The following is a 16,539-nucleotide window of genomic DNA, read 5'->3' as shown; positions in this document are numbered from 1 at the left end:
ACTGCCCCGCTATATTTCGACAAAATTATACAGGATTTTATGAAATTAACATTTTACCAAGCCGTGATAGGTTCTGAGCCAGAAAACCTTAAAAACATAGCGATTCCAAAGGATTTACAAAAACGCGGCGCGATCATACGTTCTGTAAATTGGCTTGGTGATGCCGTAATGACTTTACCTGCAGTATATAAAATCAAACAAAGCCTCCCCGAAGACGCACCTTTCATTATTCTTTGCAAAAAGAATCTTGCCTCATTTTGGCATAGTTTCACTTGGGTGAGCCAAGTTATTGCCTTGGATGGTAAGCACACAAAGCGTCGCGAAACTGAATTGATCCGCAAAGCAAAACCTGGTTTCGCAGTCATTTTCCCCAATTCCTTTGGCTCTGCGATGGACCTCTACTTGAAAGGCATTCCATTGAAAATAGGTCGCTCTGGCCGAGGTCGTGGTTTTATGCTCAATCGAACTTTACCTGGCTTTTACCGTACACCTGGACAGGACTCCAACCACCAACTCAGGGAATACCTAGAACTCTCCTACATGGCTGGTGGTCAAGGCTGGGATGATAACTTTGAAGCCGCAAAGCCAAAAGTCGATTCTGATAAACTAGCCACACTCGGGTATATAGACAAAAAAGACACTTGGCTCAACATCGCCCCTGGAGCTGCTTTTGGCCCCGCAAAACAGTGGCCCATAAGTCATTACGCAGAACTAGCGAACTGGTGGATCTCAGAAGGCGGCAAAGTTGCCATCTTAGGCGCCCCCGGCGAAGAACAGGTTGGCGAAGAAGTCAATAAACTGAGCCCCGAATCTCTAAACTTAGTAGGAAAAACCTCCATCCCCGAACTGATGCACATATTAGCTGGCTCAAAATTTTGTGTTGTTAATGATAGCGGCGCCATGCATTTAGCTGCTAGTGTTCGTGCACAAGGTGTTGCCATCTTTGGATCTACTGATCCATTTGCCACAGGCCCACTAGGTGGTCACTGGAAAATCATTTGGACCAAACCTGAATGCTCACCGTGCCTTAAAAAAGTATGTCCTTTAACAGAGAACCAATACCACTGTCTAAGCTCAGCATCCCCTCAAATGGTGATTGAACAGCTTCAAAGTCTCGGGTAAATGAGAGGACAAAAATTCCAGTCCCTACCCGATTGGGTTAAACGCTTGAGTCGATTTGATTTAAGTCTTACAATATGCACTGTCTTATTACTCTGTATAAGCGTCACCTATATAAGTGGTATTGGCGAGCAGGTACAAGGTTTTTTAGCTGACTATGGAAGCAAGCAATTACGCTGGATTATAATTGGCACCTTAGCCTGCTCAATCATTGCCGTAATCGACTACAATTATTATGGACATTTTTGGTGGCAAATTTATGTCTTTGGTTTATTAATGCTTGTAGGCGTGCTCTTATTTGGCCAAACCATCAATGGCGCTAAAAGCTGGATTAAGCTCGGCCCCATCACTTTACAAACTGCGGAAATCGCAAAACCCTGTACAATTGTTGCCTTGAGTTGGTTTGCTTCACAAGCGCATCGGAAACTCAGTGAATTTTGGCACGTAATACCAATTATTTTCATCGGTTTCCTCCCCGCATTTCTCGTTGGTCTTCAACCAGATTTTGGTTCTGCAAGCACCTTCATCCCCATCACAGTTGCCGTTTTATTCGTAGCAGGAATTCGCAAACGCTATATAATCTACCCCATCCTAGCCATTGCAATAATGACCCCCATTTTATATTTCCTCCTACAGGATCACCAGAAAAAACGCATTGATGTTTTCGTCCACCCCATTTCCCATCCCTTAGCCATTGCAAGAGGACAAAAACTAGGAGAAAAACATGAGCTCCCCATCAAATGCCTTGAACGTATGGAGCTCATGCGAAGCCCTTATCAATATATCAAAGAGCTTATAGTGATTAAAAAACTTGCTCTACAAAAACAAATTGAACACAAAGAAATCTCGAACATCCTAAGCTCAAAACGTCCCGACCGGGTCCTACTACAAGCTTTTGACAAACGAGAGATCAAGATTGAAAAAGATACATATCGGGAAAAACCACAAGTTTTCACAACATTAAAACAATTTTATCTAGCCGAGGGATGGCATGCGCGCCAATCTCTACTCAGCATTGGCAGTGGGGGATTAAAAGGCAAAGGAATCGGCAACAGCACACAAGTTCGCCTTGGCTTCCTTCCCCAAACAGTGTCAACAACTGACTCACTTTATGCCGTAATTGCTGAGGAAGGTGGCTTTGCTATGGGCACCCTAGTAATCCTCCTAGAACTAGGCTTATTTATTAGCGCACTTCGCATTGCCTGCTACGCCCAAAACACCTTCGGGAAATACATGGCCATTTCTATTGCCGTGCTCTTTCTTTACCATACTTATATAAACGTCGGTATGGCCATGGGAGTTGCCCCTCTAATCGGCATACCGCTCCCCTTTATCAGCTATGGCGGTTCATCCATTGTATCAGCCATGATTTGCATAGGAATTTTACAAAGTATTTATATTCACAGGAAAGGTATTGAATCTGCTGAAAAGCTTAAGGAACTCAAAGATTAAACTCCTCCATAAAGGACAAGAGTAATCATACAAACATCAAAACTTTAGCTCTAATTCATTCACATGCTTTTTATTTTAATAAAGCTCAAGCATCTTTACCTCCATGTATTTCCAAAATTTTATAGAAGCTCAAAAAAGATCATGGCGTGGACCTGGGGGGATTAAAGCTCTATTAATCCAAGCAACTCCAATTATCATAACGCAATCTAGTGACACAATCTTGATGTTTACGGATCGCTATTTACTTGCTGGTAAATCTCCCATAGACATGGCTGCCGCTTTGTCCGGAGGCCTAACCTCTTTTCTATCAGTTACTTTATTCTTTGGCTTATTATCTCAAGTCAACGCTTTATGCGGTCAATTCACTGGAAAGAAATCTCATACAGAAGCTGGCTTAGCAGCCGGTCAAGGAATTCTACTCGCCTGTTTTTTCGCACCATTCCTTTTTCTCACTCTGCCTTTTGCTCGAGATTTCTTTGCCTTCTGCGGACACAGCGGGCGGCTACTCAAACTTGAGACCCAATACTACCAAATCTTAGTTTCTGCTCATATAATCACTTTATTAAGATGTGTGCTTGCCAGTTTTTTCTCTGGTATCGGAAAACCCATGATCATCATGAAAAGCGCTCTCATTGGGGTCTTGATCAACATCCCATTAACCTACGCCCTGATTTTTGGTAAATGGAATCTTCCTGAACTTGGCATTGTCGGAGCGGCGTGGGCCACAGTCATCTCATCTTTTATCGTTTTGTGCATACTCATCTATTATTACTTCAGCCATACATATAGAGATAGTCATAAAACTCACCTCAGCATTCGATACAATCGAAACATAATGAAAGCTCTCCTAAAGCTGGGACTCCCTGCGGGTATCGAATTCACTCTTCAACTCTCGGGCTTCAACTTTTTCATCCTTATTTTTGCCTCGGCGGGCCCTGTCGCGGCTGCCGCCATCACCATCACCTTTAGTTGGGAACTTTTATCCTATTTACCCATGACAGGGATACAAATTGCCGTAATTGCACTGAGTGCTAAATATATTGGTATGGGAAAAACCAAACTAGCAGAAAGAACCAGTTATAACGCACTCAAGATCGCAATGCTTTACTCGGGAACACTCGCTATTATATTCTTTACTTTCGCCCCTGAACTCGCCAAGATATTCACCAATGGCGAAATCAACGAAACTAGTCAAATGGCTAGCACGATGCTACGAATTGCCTGTATATACATGACTTTTGATGCCATCCATCTCGTTTACGCTGGAGTTCTCAAAGGCGCGGGTGACCTCATTTACCCCACTTGCTTAACTTTTGTTATTTTCTGGGGAGCTTGTGTACTTGCTTATATCGAAATCAACATCCTCGGAATGCATCCCATAGATGTTTGGTCGACTTTCACCGTCTTAATCATTTTAATTGGGATCTTATATTATCGAAGATTCAGAACGGGTATTTGGAAAACTAAGAAGATCATTCACTAAAAATTAGACTTCACCAGCTTCTAGCTGCCTTACCAACTCTTCACAAGAGTCCTCTAATAGATCCAACACCTTTTCAAAGCCCTCCTCGCCGCCATAGTAAGGGTCGGGAATTTCTTTCTCGCCTTGGTACTCACGGCAGAAGTCAGTCATCAAAAAATACTTTGCATGATGTTTGCGACCTCCGCAAATCTTTTGCATATTGCGCACATTACTTTGATCCATAGCGATAATTAAATCAAAGTCATCAAAGTCTGATTCCTTCACTTTACGAGCGCGTGATTGCAGGTCATAAGAACGCTTAGAAGCGTGATGAAGCATACGTTCATCTGCTCGCTCTCCCATATGCCAAGCACTCGTACCCACAGAATCTACTATGAATTTCGAACTAAGGTTTCTCTCTCCTAGTTTTGCTAAAAAAACGCCCTCCGCTGCAGGTGAACGACAGATATTACCTAAGCAAACAAAAAGTATCTTCTTCATCGCTTCTGATTCCATGATTCATTATTATACTTTTCCTTAACGAGCTCATTGACACGTGATTTAATCATATCATAAGGTTTATAAGCGACGAACTCGCAAGGAATCACTTGCTCGAAGCCCTTCGGTAAAACAGCACGTAATGAATCCGGCGTCAAAAACTCATAGTCTTCACACTCTATTGAACCTTGATGAAGCATCCCTAACTTCGTTCGTCGCTGCGCAGACCCCGCAATTTTCTTATCCTCAGACAAAAGATCATAACGAGTTGGAGTCACAAAACAAACCATTCCCGCTCTATCAACTGACTTGGGAATATCTTCCTCGGCCAGCGATGAAGCCAAACTCAATTGCTTTAAAGCCTCTTGCACACATCGATTAAGCCACGCATAACTCTCAACTGGCTTAGTGTCTTTTACGATCCAATGACTCGGAGGTAAGATCACCGTGTAGGTAAAGTGATGTTTATGATAAACAATCCCCCCACCCGTTGGTCGACGCACCAAAGTGCAACCATCCTGAGGCACCTTTTCAAATTTTTGTGTATAACCGAAAGAAATCGACTTATCTTGCCATTCATACAAACGCAGAAGTGGTCCAGGTAAATCTACGGATCTTTCCATCAAAGCTTCATCAATTGCCATATTAACGGATGCTGAATGTTGCTCATCCTGCCATAAAAACCATTTTTCTTTAGTCATTAACTTCCTCTACCACAACGCGATTACCCTCGACCTCAAGCACAATAATCTCAGTCCCTTGATCTAACATTTCACCATGAGTTAACACATCCAAATGAACGTTACAAATTTTAGCTGACCCCACAGGTCGCAAATCAGTCAAAGCAACACCTTTACTATGAAGCAAAACACTTGCACTTATTTGTCCTTGCACGAGCTCTGGCTCAATATGCTCAGCAACTCCCATATCATCCTGCCTGTCTCCATCGAGTAACACCACACTATTGCTCATTCGCATTTTAGGTAAGTAATACATTACAGCCAAAGTCCCTATAAAAGTCCCGATGATTATCGTTGATAAATTAAACATGGCAAACATCGACGAATCCATGAGATAAGAACTGCGAATCACTTCATTTTCAGGTATTGCTTCAAAATTTATAAAACTCATTACCACTCCCGCGCCAAATGCTGGAATACCCAAAATCCCTGCTATGCCAAAACCCGGCAGAACCACAACTTCTACGGCTAAGAGAGCCAAGCCAATAAAAATCAGACTGATATCTAACACCCCCGCTGTCCCCAATTGATATTGAAGAAATAAACAAAATATCAAGCCAACCGAACCCAGACTCCCTCCCACCCCGAAGCCAGGCGTATTCATCTCCATAAAGAGAGCAATCATAACCGCAATCCAAATAGCTGGCAAAAAAGGCATGAGCTTTTTAGCAAGTAGATAGGAAGTGCTTTCTTTAAAGGAAATAATTTCTGCATCCCCCATAAACAATCGTGTGAATTCATCAAATGACCCAACAATATCTTTACTAAGCAGGACTTGCCCCCCCTCTTCTAAGCGTCCCTGCTGTGCGGTAATCGCAAAACCGCCTTCATTACCTTGGTGATCGATCCCCGCACGCTTAAGCGGAATTCGCCAATCCGATAAAGTCCTAGCGAGGTCAACATTATGATTCCTGGCTTGAGCATTATCCACAAAGGCTTTTAAACGCATTGACCTGAGTTCTTTTTTCTGCTCTAGATCCGCTTCTTTATCATTAAACATTTTCGGTTCAGAATAACGTAAGACTGCTTGATCATGAAGAACAATTTTATCCGCAGCAAGTAAAAATAGATGTGCCGAAGCTCCTAACTCACCTTCCACATACACAAAAATGGGGCCGGAGAATTTTAATAAGCTCTCATTTTGTAGAATGCTCCGAGAAATGTCCGTTTCTAAATTTCGTAAGTCCAATATCAAGGCGTCGACAAATTCGTCATCTGCTCTCTCTAGTGCTCTACCTAAACGGCCAGTCATTTCTTGATTGGATTCCCCATCGAGAAGAATATGTAAAACACGTGCTTCTGGTCCCTTGTTCTTAAGGTCAACAAAAAGCTTTGAGCGCTCCAAGCTCTTGTCCACTTTTGTCTCGATAGACTCAATTTCTTGGGCAGAAAGCTTTAGCAAAGCCATCAAAAAAATCAGTATTATTCTCATATAACATTCCCTTTATCTACTTAAATTAACTTCTTGCCCCACCTAAACAAGCACAAGCGGAATAATGATGCCATTTTCTTATGTATTTTTCATTTATAGACCTAAATAAAGAAAAAATCGTAAAAGCAGTTTCATCTATAAGTAATAAGGTTTAGATTCGTCAAATAAAAAATGCTTAATCAAAGTCAACTCATCTAGTTGCAACGGAAATATATATGATCGAAAAAGACGAAGACAAAAACATTCACGTCATCGAAAATAACTGGCAAGCTCTTCACCCTACAGAAAGCTGTGGTGGCCCTGCTGAAATTAAAATTGAAAATAAATCAATTATTACTGATATCCGAAGCTCCATCAGCGGCATAGAAGACACCCAGTGCATCACTCGTAAAGTTAAAGAGTATCATCGTGCAGGTCAATCTGTTGTAGAGAGCGAAGGCTACCTCCCTTTTGGTGGCGAAAGTGAATTTAAACAAACCTCGCGTTATCACAAAAACCTATTACGCATTACTCAAGACATCAACTTACGTCAAGGCACGACGGTTAATCGACATTTTTCAGTCGGCTCATTAAAACTCAAAGGCAAATACGAAGCCTTCACCGTTATTCCACCTGCACAGCATCAATGTGAAGGAAGCGAAGCCTACACGCGCGAGATCCCCCAATGGAAAGGCAAAGAAATCATGGTCGGCCATTGGCATCGCCCGCCACTCGCCATCATCTTTCATCGCAAAGACGGCATCGATATTGAAGTTGGCACTGGTTTTGATCTTTGGCGCTGGGAAGACAACCTCGGCTACCACCCAGAGAGTGGCTCATACAAAATTCACCTCAAAGAAACTGGCCTCGAGTTTATTCGCGAACCCCTTGCTTGTTGCGAAGACTTTCTTCCAGAACAAAGAAACTACCGCTTCACTTGGCACATTGCCTGGAATAACGACAAGAAAAAACTAAATATCCCGCAACACAAAAAACTCTATATCCCTTTCAAGAATGCTGGCCAAGAAGTCGATTTTGAACGTTTAAATAGAATGATTGCGGAGGCTGCAGACGAAAACATCTACCTTTATTTCAACATTCATCGCGGACTCAGTTGGCCCGACCACGCCTTAAGTGTGCCAAGTTCCCCAGCCTATTGCTGTGGCTTAGTGAGCGAAGAACTTTGTTGGCAATCCCCCATCATCAGCCGTCGATTGAAAAAGATTTGTCGACGACTCTCTGAAGTCGAAGGCTTCGAAGGCCTCATTCTTGAAGGCGTCCAGCCAGGGATCTGTTATCACCCCTCACATATTGAAAGAAAAAACGTCATGGGTTTAGTCCACTGGGACATCAACCCCATTTTTGACTTCCTGAGTTGGCTTGACAATCACTGCAAGGATAAATTTAAGATCTACCTTAATCCAAACGAAGAAGAACGCTTAGCTCTACCTAGTTTGGAAGGATTCTTCAAATGATAAATTTTGATTTCTCTTTTGTTAAGGGTGTAGGATGGTATCCTGGACACATGCTCAAAGCGACTCGCGAAATCCGCAAACAGCTTAAGCTCGTAGATGTTGTGATGATTTTAACTGATGCCCGAACCCCTGTATCAGCCCTCAATGAAGGACTTATTAAAATCACCTCAACTAAACCTACTCTCATCGTACTTAACAAGGCCGATTTAGCAGAAGATGAAAAAACTTTAGATTGGGCTGAATACCTAAAATCCAAATATGAAAATTGTGATTACGTCATTACCGAGACCATCAACCGTCGCGGCTTAAAACAAATCACCGAAACAGCTCGTAAACTCATTAAAGAAGATCGCAAAAAGAAAGGTGCTACCCGCCCACTTTTCCGCCCTATTCGACTCATGATTGCAGGTGTACCCAACGTGGGAAAATCATCTTTAATCAATGCGCTGAATCGAAAAAAATCCGCTCGCACAGGGCCTCGCCCAGGCGTCACTCGTTCACAACAATGGATCACTTTAGCCGACGACATGGAACTCCTCGACACACCTGGAATTATGCCACCCGGAAACCCCTTGGTCGAATGTGGTCTTCGCCTAGGTCTCATCAATGCGGTTAAACAAGACCTAATTGGTAAAAGCCTTTTGGTCACCTATTTGATTTCACAGTTATTTAAGCACGAAAACTTTAAGTACCTCAAAAGTCTTGGAGTCGCCTTTCCTGTTACTGATTATGACGACATCCTAAAGACCATAGCCGCAAAAATGGGCTATAAACTCCCTGGTGACGAACCCGACATCCGCAAAACCGAAGAATTTATCTTACGTGCATATACCGACGGGAAATTTGGAAAAATAACTTTGGACACGCCACCTGATTTCCAGCCTCCAGGAGACACAAAAATCCTTTGGCCCGATGTAAAAATAAATTTAGATGTAGAAGACGAATAAAGAAAGCAAAGAACACGCTCTCTATAAAATTCAGTCAAATTACATATAGTCGTAATCCGCAAATGTCTTTTTAAGTATTTGCGTATTTCGCAGCTGTGGATTTGTCCTCAGCTCCTTCTCATGAAATGCCATACGATCTGAAAGCTCATTCAATAAAAACGAACTTAATTTACTATGTAAAACAAATTCGATTGGGCTTTCCTGATAGGGTATATCATTATAAAGCTTCAATAAATTAGTAAATTTTTCTTGCGCCCCATTCTCTTGCATAACCTTGAGCATCGTATCACCTACGTGACCTTGGATCTTTAAGTTCCCCATATAATAATCAGTAATGGCCCTAAAGCCCGACTCCATCAAGTATTCTGGATCTTCACTAACGTGCAAAGTTGAAATTTGCGCATTAAACGATTGCGCCTCTAACTTCAAGACTTCCTCGGTCGTTTGATTCAACAGAGCCACCAATTCAGTTAATTCGTCTTCTTTTTTCAATTTTTTTAAAATCATTTCAAAGTCTTGAAACTCGCGTTTATTGGAAAGCCAAAATTCTTCACCGATTGCTTGCTTATCTAAATCAACAACTGCCTTCTGCATGGAGTATGTGGCACAAGCCTGAACCCCCTTCAATAAAGTCCTGTCGCTATAACTCATTCCCGGCATTGCGTCCTGCAAATCTGCACAAGCTACTAAACACGCCAGTATAATGAAACTTATAAACTTATTGATCTTCATTCGTCGAACTCCTTGATTCCAAAGTCTCTTTTTCTTTAGCTGTCAAACTTTCAATTCCCTGTGATAAAATCTTATCTAAGATCGCATCTATTTCCGGGTCGGCAAGATCTTCCTTAACGATACGCTTAAAGCCTTTTTGTATTTCATTGCGTTTTATCGCTTTTTTTTCATTTTTCTGAACTTTTTCTTTCTTAGGCTTTCTTTTAGACCTCTTTTTACAAAAGTCATATGCCACCCAAGAGACTAGTGCATAAACGATTAAAATTGACCATTGATGTGTCCACGCAATTAAAATCGCATAGACCATAATTAAAGATAAGATATTCTTACCACTTAAGTCCAAGGGCAAGACAAAGAAAATATAAAACCTCGCTTTAACAGAATAATAAGACCATGCATAAGCAGAAACCGTCCCTAACATTAAGGCCGATAAAAAAGCAAATGATTGATGCGAAAAGAACACTAACAAAATAGGCATAGATAACATAATCGCACCAAAAATCTTTTTATAAAATATCCTTAGGCGCGATTCACCGACCGCCTCTTCTAATCGAAGCGCTGCAAAATAGAAAATAAGCAAGTCAAAGACAAATGAAAACAGCTGGCTCGATGAGCCCAAAAAGACACTCGTGAAGAGTTGCCATATCGCACCAGATTTAAACTCATTTAAATTTAGAGAAAAAGTATCCCACAATCGGCCTTGAGACAAAAAGACGGCCACATTCACAAGGACAGATATGCCAAGAATAATCTTTAATAGCGGCCAAGTCCCTCCACCCCTATTCTTTATGTAATCTCGATCACTTAACACAAAAATTTACTCACTTTTATAATTCCACACAAAGTAAAGGCGAAATCTCTTGTAGCTAGTTGAAACATAGGTTAGCTTGGCAAGGATTTTAAAAAATATATTAATACTATGAAAAAACTATCACTCTTTATCATTGCATCCCTGCTCTTCTTTTCGTGTAAACCAAGCGACACACAAACGACAGCAAAAAATATTGAACCCACAGATTTCATCTCGACAGATACTTTTGGCATCATCAACTTCAATCTAGAGAGCATTGAATACACCAAGGGAATCAAAGATTTCCTCCATGAAAAACTAGGAAAAAACAAAGAATTCAAAATTCTGAACGAACTCAAACTCTCCTTTGCGCAATTCGCAAATATCACTGTCTGTCTCAACAGTAATGAACTTTACATAATCACCCTTAAAGAAGCTTGTGAATTTGAGCAAAATTTCAACACCTTTCTAAAAGACAAATCACCAAAATACAATGGCGAAAGATTGCTCTTTGAAAACAATAATGTTTACCGATTATCCCGCAAAGACGAAAGCCGCTTCTGTGCACAAGTAAGTCCAAAAATACTGGTAATTGGTCAACAGCACGAACTATTAAGTGCGCTGAGTATTAAAACTACCACCCCTGCGCCCATAACTAAAATGGTAGATTTCTCCCTACCTTTATCATTACTCATCCAACAAAGCGACTTACTTCCTCCACAACTCAAAGACATTAAACAGCTTTCGGGCAAGGCTTCATATACAGACTCTCTAGGACTCAATGTAGAAGGACAATTTCTCAACCTCCAAGCTCTTAAGAGCTCTGAAAACATGCTACGAACACTCTTGGGCTTCACGAGCCTGCCAAATGAAATGAGAAAAAGCATTAAGTTTGAACAGGATTCAATGACATTAAAAATCTCTGCTCAAGTAAAAGATGATGAAGTTGTCAAACTCCTCGAAGAAGCTAAACGCGAAGACAAAAAATAACTTACACTAAGTTACGACGAACACCTTCAAACAAAAAGAGTGTTGCTGCTTGCGCAACATTCAGAGATTCCGTATCTCCTGGCATCGGGATATTTACTCGATCACCAACAGAAAAATCTTGAATCCCATCACCTTCTTCGCCAAAAACTAAAAAACTTTCTGCGAGATCAAATTCTTTACTATATATAGAAGTTTCGGCGCGTGGACTTGTTAACCAAAAGTTATTTTCTGGATAATCACTTGCTAAATCCGCTAAACTATTAATGTAAATAAACTGCAGGCGAAACTGCGCTCCCATTCCCGATCTAACCGCTTTTGCATTGTAGGGATCTACTGTACCTGCGGTTAAAACGACTTTTTTTAGACCTACTGCCAATGCAGTTCGCAGTATTGTTCCCATATTACCCGGCTCTGCTACTCCATCCAACACTAGGACAAAAGGCTTGAGCTCATCAACTGATTCTAATTTGGGAGGGCGTTTCATCAGCATCAAAATCCCTTGAGGATTTTCTGTCAGACTGAGTTCCGCTAATTCACTACTTGTTAAAACATACTCATGTTCAATACTATCAGTGAGGTGACTCTCACAATCGACTACACAATATGCGATCAATTCAGGGGAATACTTTAAAGCTTCTTCACAGCAACGTTTTCCTTCGCATAAAAAATACTCAGACTTACGTCGACCTCCACGAGTTTTTAATTTCGTAAACTCTTGTCTAATTTTGCGTGGAAGGGAACTATTCATGCAAAATCATACATCTAAGTGAAAAAAATGACAATACTGCTAGGGATTTTTTTACAAAGAGATAGCATTTTATACTCACACAGGTAAATTTTTAGTCATATGAAATACAATTTGTATCAAATAAACGTGTCAACAATGAACTCTGTGGAGTAGTAACTCGATGATAAAACGTACATTTACTTCTGCTTTAGTGGCTGTAGCTCTAAGTGCCTGCCAAAGTAATAATGCTGAAAAAGATAAAGAAGCTGAAAACGCGGCTATACCAAAAACTAAAGTCTATGATGTGAGAGATGTCAATTTCTTGACTCCTGAGCAAAGAACAGCTCGCTACGGCGAAGGATGGGAAAAGAACCCTGCTATCGTTAGACACATTAAGCCAGATGTCGCAGTAGAAATGGACATGACTAATAGTAGAGAGATCAATCTTCAATACGAAAAGCAATTTGCCCTTCATGTCAAAGCCGAAAACCCCGAGGGTTTTGGTTCTGTTTCAATCAAGAATAAATGGGTAAAAGTTGGCGACACAGTTACAATCAAAGCCAACAACGATGACAACGCCACTTTCCATGAATGGGTCGGCGACATCGAAGGCGCAGAATTAACTGGCGACACGATTACAGTAAAAATGGACCGCCCTAGAAATATTGCCGCAGCATTCCTTTCTAATAACGTACAGTTCCAGATCGATAGTAAATTTGGTAAACCAGTAGGTTCTGGTACTTATGAACGCGGATCGAAAGTTGCATGGTCAGTTGATTCACCTGTAGCCCTCAGCGAAAGCGAGCGTATGGTCGCACGTGAAAAGAATGGTTCTGCTGTTCTTAACGACAACCACAACATTAAGCTCGAATGGGAGCATGAATTCCTCGTTCAGAGTACTTCAAATGGTAACGGTAGTGTTGAATCACCCGCTGGTTGGTTAAAACACGGCGAAGAAATCACTCTCATGGCGACTCCTAAAGATGACCAATATGAATTCGTCAAATGGGAAGGCATCACTGAAGAACTAGCTCAAACTAACCCTGTAACTATCAGTGTTGATGGAACAGTGAATGCTAAAGCTATTTTCCTTAAGAAAGAATTTAACCTCGCTATCACTAGTGATCATGGTGAAATTACTGGCGCTGGCTTACATGCCCGTGGATCAGAAGTTACATGGTCTGTAAGCTCACCTACTGAAGACATTAAAGGCACTCGCTTCATTGCCGTACCTGCTACTGGCACACTAACTGTTGACTCTGACAAAGAAGTTACAGTTAACTGGGTAGAGCAAGTCCTGGTGAAAGTCATTAAAAAATCTACTAATGGCCAAGAACTTCTTGGCACTTACTGGTTAAACAAAGGCGATTCCGTCGACAACATTTCAGTCCCAGTCAAAGATGGTGAAAGCTTCTTCTGGGCTGGTGATATACAAACTGCTAATGTCGAAGATAGCGAAGTTGATATAATTGCTGATAAACCAAAAACAGTTATCGCAGACTTCAATCCTAAGCCTAATACTCTTACGATCAAAAGTAATGAAGGCGAAGTAATCTCTGAGTCTAAAAATGAGTACTACTCACACCAAAAAGCTAAGAACAATATCCCTGGCACAACCTACAACAGCCCAGCTGAACGTAATGTTTTAGATGTAGCTCCTCTTAAAGAACAGATCCAAGAACACGACAAAATTGCTCTTACTCACACTGAAGCTCCAGACATGCTCGATAAAGGTCATGCCAAAATCGACTTCACTGAATACATGGGATGGAAAAACTGCATCCGTATGGCGAGTAAAGAACTAGAAATCATCATCTCACCTGATGTCGGCAGAGTTGTTTACATGGGTGCTCCTGGCGGTAAAGAGAACACTCTTTGGCTCGACGAAGACCTCGCAGGCCAAAGCTTCTCACGTGTAGATGCAGTCAAGCAATGGAACGACGTAGGCGGATCTCGCGTATGGGTTGCTCCAGTAGAACTCAATCACATGCTTCTCAAAAGAGAATTCCCACCGGCATATGAATTTGATGGCGCTCCTGCTGCAGAACTTACAGCCTCTTTAGGTAAAGTTATCCTCACTAGTCGCTCTAGCGCAGAATTTGGATGTGCAATTGAAAGAACTTTTGAAGTTAAAAACAACCAACTCATTGTTGCTTCTAAACTCCTTCCCCAAGAAGGCAAAGTGAACCACAACTTTAGCGTTGGTCCAGCTACTTTCACTGAATTTGCTCGTCCTACTACAGTAACACTTGGTAAAAGTATCTTTGCTGACATGCACCCTACTGGTTATGTCCTTTTCAATGGTGAACTAGCTGAGCCTGTAGAACAAGAAGAATCATTCACATTCACTGTTCCAGGACCAAGTGATGACAGCTGGAAAATCGGCTCACACACTGCTGAGCTCCACATGGACTACCCAACTTACAGCATCACAGCAAACGCCCTTGTCACACCTGGCGAAGAAGTTTGTGAACAAAATACTAACTTCCAAGTTACCTCACCTGAGGAAAGCATCGATTACCTCGAGATTTCTCACATCGGTAGCATGAACCAATTAGGTCAAGGTAAAATTAGTACTGTAACTTGGACTTTTAACAAAAAGTAAGCAAGTGTCCTAAGACTTTAAAGGCCGATCATTGATCGGCCTTTTTTGTTGATTAAACTTATGACACTTATTTGATCACTCAATTAAGTGTCCTACTTTATAGTTTTTAACTTCTCAAGAATAAACAAAGTATGAAATTCTCCCGCATAGGCAACAAATTCTCATCAAATATTGGCATCGTTGAGCTGATGAATGAATTAGGTAAAGCACTCAGCGAAAATAAAGATATGATCATGATGGGCGGCGGAAATCCGAGCCACATACCCGAAGTGCAAAAATATTTACGTCAAAGTATGCAATCACTTCTAGACTCAGATCGCGAATTTGAAACCATGCTCGGAGATTACGATGGCCCAAAGGGAAACTTGCGATTTCGTAAAGCTCTCGCCAAACTTCTCAACGACAGCTATGATTGGGGCATAAACGAAAACAATATTGCTTTAACATCCGGAAGCCAAAGTGCCTTCTTCTCACTCTTCAATATCTTTGGTGGTAGCGATGAAAATGGCAAAGTCAAAAAAATCCTTTTTCCCTTAACTCCAGAGTACATTGGCTACGGCGACTCTTCTATTGAAGATGATGTATTCACATCGCGAAAAGCAAAAATTGAACATATTGATCAGCACACCTTTAAATACCATGTAGATTTCGATGCCTTGGATATTGATGATAGCATTGCCGCCATTTGTGTTTCACGCCCAACTAACCCCACTGGCAATGTCATTACTGACGATGAAATCATTCAGCTCGAGGAAATTGCTCGCAAAAACGACATCCCTCTGATTATTGATAATGCCTATGGCGCCCCTTTCCCAGGCATCATTTTCACTGATATAGAATCTCGCTGGAATGATTCATTAATCATGTGCCTCAGCTTATCAAAACTTGGTATGCCAGGAACTAGAACTGGCATTGTCATTGCCAATGAAAAAGTCATCTCCACACTTGCCTCAATGAATTCTGTCATGAGCCTCGCGCCAGGAAGTTTTGGCGCCGAATTAGCCCTAGATCTAGTTGAAAGCCAAAACATCATTAAACTGAGCCAAGAAGTTATCCAGCCCTATTACTACGAAAAGGCACGCAGAGCGATCAAGCTTCTTCACCAACACCTCAAAGAGGATATCTCTTGGCATATACACAAAGCTGAGGGAGCTATGTTCCTGTGGCTATGGTTCGAAAACCTGCCCATAACTTCACAAGAACTCTATGAACGTCTAAAAGACAAGAATGTTTTAGTTGTCTCTGGCCATCATTTTTTCCCAGGCTTAGACGAGAAGGATTGGCCACATCAGCATGAATGTATTCGAATGACTTATTCGAGTGAAAGCACCCAAGTTGAAGCGGGCATCAAAATTATCGCCGACGAGATTAACGCACTCTACTCTTAATTACTTGCCGATGCAGTAGCGGGCGAAGATGATTTTTTCGTGCTTGCACTCCTTTTTGAGCTCAGAAAGCACCGGATATCACCGCATGATATCATACCAAAGTACCCCAGCAACCTTCCTGATATTGATACACTTTTTGGGGTACTTTACTACTTGGGCAGGCTACTTACTATTCATTTCCCCACCTGTGTTTAATATTGACC

14 protein-coding genes are annotated in these 16,539 nt (G+C 41.5%); 8 read left to right on the top strand and 6 right to left on the bottom strand.

Annotated elements, in window-relative coordinates:
* Window positions 1-39 precede the first annotated feature (39 nt).
* The 3 genes from waaF to PQO01_RS05680 all read left to right on the top strand — a co-directional run bounded on the left by waaF (window position 40) and on the right by PQO01_RS05680 (window position 4,054).
* Window positions 40-1,122 carry a lipopolysaccharide heptosyltransferase II gene (gene waaF, locus PQO01_RS05690; protein WP_274313069.1) on the top strand — a complete coding sequence of 361 codons (1,083 nt, stop codon included), beginning with the start codon at window positions 40-42 and terminating at the stop codon, window positions 1,120-1,122.
* Window positions 1,123-2,571, top strand: coding sequence for an FtsW/RodA/SpoVE family cell cycle protein (locus PQO01_RS05685; RefSeq protein ID WP_274313068.1), 1,449 nt, complete (start codon window positions 1,123-1,125; stop codon window positions 2,569-2,571).
* 103 nt (window positions 2,572-2,674) lie between these two features.
* Window positions 2,675-4,054: an MATE family efflux transporter gene (locus PQO01_RS05680; RefSeq protein ID WP_274313067.1), complete on the top strand. Its 1,380-nt coding sequence runs from the start codon at window positions 2,675-2,677 to the stop codon at window positions 4,052-4,054.
* A gap of 3 nt (window positions 4,055-4,057) precedes the next feature.
* Here the strand turns inward: PQO01_RS05680 and PQO01_RS05675 are convergent, their stop codons facing one another.
* From PQO01_RS05675 to PQO01_RS05665, 3 genes are read right to left on the bottom strand one after another with little or no spacing between them, the layout of a single operon-like run.
* A complete protein-coding gene (locus tag PQO01_RS05675; RefSeq protein ID WP_274313066.1) occupies window positions 4,058-4,534 on the bottom strand; it encodes a low molecular weight protein-tyrosine-phosphatase in 477 nt (158 codons plus the stop codon).
* Window positions 4,531-5,232: a lipoate--protein ligase family protein gene (locus PQO01_RS05670; protein ID WP_274313065.1), complete on the bottom strand. Its 702-nt coding sequence runs from the start codon at window positions 5,230-5,232 to the stop codon at window positions 4,531-4,533. Before PQO01_RS05670 ends, PQO01_RS05675 begins: the two co-directional genes overlap by 4 nt.
* Window positions 5,225-6,703 carry an NfeD family protein gene (locus tag PQO01_RS05665; protein ID WP_274313064.1) on the bottom strand — a complete coding sequence of 493 codons (1,479 nt, stop codon included), beginning with the start codon at window positions 6,701-6,703 and terminating at the stop codon, window positions 5,225-5,227. Before PQO01_RS05665 ends, PQO01_RS05670 begins: the two co-directional genes overlap by 8 nt.
* Window positions 6,704-6,918: 215 nt before the next feature.
* Between PQO01_RS05665 and PQO01_RS05660 the strand changes: the two genes are divergently transcribed.
* Complete coding sequence (locus tag PQO01_RS05660; protein WP_274313063.1) at window positions 6,919-8,157, top strand: hypothetical protein; 1,239 nt, start codon at window positions 6,919-6,921, stop codon at window positions 8,155-8,157.
* Window positions 8,154-9,104: a ribosome biogenesis GTPase YlqF gene (gene ylqF, locus PQO01_RS05655; protein ID WP_274313062.1), complete on the top strand. Its 951-nt coding sequence runs from the start codon at window positions 8,154-8,156 to the stop codon at window positions 9,102-9,104. Before PQO01_RS05660 ends, ylqF begins: the two co-directional genes overlap by 4 nt.
* 39 nt (window positions 9,105-9,143) lie before the next feature.
* Here ylqF and PQO01_RS05650 read toward each other — a convergent pair whose 3' ends face one another.
* Both PQO01_RS05650 and PQO01_RS05645 read right to left on the bottom strand, forming a co-directional pair.
* Window positions 9,144-9,836 (bottom strand): DUF4197 family protein, encoded by a 693-nt coding sequence (locus PQO01_RS05650; protein ID WP_274313061.1) that lies wholly within the window; start codon window positions 9,834-9,836, stop codon window positions 9,144-9,146.
* On the bottom strand, window positions 9,823-10,647 hold the full coding sequence (locus tag PQO01_RS05645; RefSeq protein ID WP_274313060.1) for a DUF6576 domain-containing protein: 825 nt from the start codon (window positions 10,645-10,647) through the stop codon (window positions 9,823-9,825). The genes PQO01_RS05650 and PQO01_RS05645 overlap by 14 nt, the downstream gene beginning before the upstream one ends.
* A 108-nt stretch (window positions 10,648-10,755) precedes the next feature.
* Between PQO01_RS05645 and PQO01_RS05640 the strand changes: the two genes are divergently transcribed.
* Window positions 10,756-11,616, top strand: a complete 861-nt coding sequence (locus tag PQO01_RS05640) for a hypothetical protein (protein WP_274313059.1) — start codon at window positions 10,756-10,758, stop codon at window positions 11,614-11,616.
* A gap of 1 nt (window position 11,617) precedes the next feature.
* On the opposite strand, the gene PQO01_RS05635 is transcribed toward PQO01_RS05640, so the two are convergent.
* Window positions 11,618-12,364 (bottom strand): TrmH family RNA methyltransferase, encoded by a 747-nt coding sequence (locus tag PQO01_RS05635; protein WP_274313058.1) that lies wholly within the window; start codon window positions 12,362-12,364, stop codon window positions 11,618-11,620.
* A gap of 160 nt (window positions 12,365-12,524) precedes the next feature.
* On the opposite strand from PQO01_RS05635, the gene PQO01_RS05630 reads away from it, so the two are divergent.
* Window positions 12,525-14,948 carry an InlB B-repeat-containing protein gene (locus PQO01_RS05630; protein ID WP_274313057.1) on the top strand — a complete coding sequence of 808 codons (2,424 nt, stop codon included), beginning with the start codon at window positions 12,525-12,527 and terminating at the stop codon, window positions 14,946-14,948.
* Between the two features lie 131 nt (window positions 14,949-15,079).
* A complete protein-coding gene (locus PQO01_RS05625) occupies window positions 15,080-16,336 on the top strand; it encodes a valine--pyruvate transaminase (protein WP_274313056.1) in 1,257 nt (418 codons plus the stop codon).
* The last annotated feature ends 203 nt before the right edge of the window (window positions 16,337-16,539 follow it).

Origin of the sequence: Lentisphaera marina (assembly GCF_028745505.1) — a bacterium.
Lineage (GTDB): Bacteria > Verrucomicrobiota > Lentisphaeria > Lentisphaerales > Lentisphaeraceae > Lentisphaera > Lentisphaera marina.
Note: the sequence above shows the minus strand (reverse complement) of the source record. Positions and strands in the feature narration are given on the sequence as shown.

Excerpts from the sequence above, each read along its gene's own strand:
- waaF (WP_274313069.1), top strand. The coding sequence starts at position 40 with ATGAAATTAACATTTTACCAAGCCGTGATAGGTTCTGAGCCAGAAAAC.
- PQO01_RS05685 (WP_274313068.1), top strand. The coding sequence starts at position 1,123 with ATGAGAGGACAAAAATTCCAGTCCCTACCCGATTGGGTTAAACGCTTG.
- PQO01_RS05680 (WP_274313067.1), top strand. The coding sequence starts at position 2,675 with ATGTATTTCCAAAATTTTATAGAAGCTCAAAAAAGATCATGGCGTGGA.
- PQO01_RS05675 (WP_274313066.1), bottom strand. The coding sequence starts at position 4,534 with ATGAAGAAGATACTTTTTGTTTGCTTAGGTAATATCTGTCGTTCACCT.
- PQO01_RS05670 (WP_274313065.1), bottom strand. The coding sequence starts at position 5,232 with ATGACTAAAGAAAAATGGTTTTTATGGCAGGATGAGCAACATTCAGCA.
- PQO01_RS05665 (WP_274313064.1), bottom strand. The coding sequence starts at position 6,703 with ATGAGAATAATACTGATTTTTTTGATGGCTTTGCTAAAGCTTTCTGCC.
- PQO01_RS05660 (WP_274313063.1), top strand. The coding sequence starts at position 6,919 with ATGATCGAAAAAGACGAAGACAAAAACATTCACGTCATCGAAAATAAC.
- ylqF (WP_274313062.1), top strand. The coding sequence starts at position 8,154 with ATGATAAATTTTGATTTCTCTTTTGTTAAGGGTGTAGGATGGTATCCT.
- PQO01_RS05650 (WP_274313061.1), bottom strand. The coding sequence starts at position 9,836 with ATGAAGATCAATAAGTTTATAAGTTTCATTATACTGGCGTGTTTAGTA.
- PQO01_RS05640 (WP_274313059.1), top strand. The coding sequence starts at position 10,756 with ATGAAAAAACTATCACTCTTTATCATTGCATCCCTGCTCTTCTTTTCG.
- PQO01_RS05635 (WP_274313058.1), bottom strand. The coding sequence starts at position 12,364 with ATGAATAGTTCCCTTCCACGCAAAATTAGACAAGAGTTTACGAAATTA.
- PQO01_RS05630 (WP_274313057.1), top strand. The coding sequence starts at position 12,525 with ATGATAAAACGTACATTTACTTCTGCTTTAGTGGCTGTAGCTCTAAGT.
- PQO01_RS05625 (WP_274313056.1), top strand. The coding sequence starts at position 15,080 with ATGAAATTCTCCCGCATAGGCAACAAATTCTCATCAAATATTGGCATC.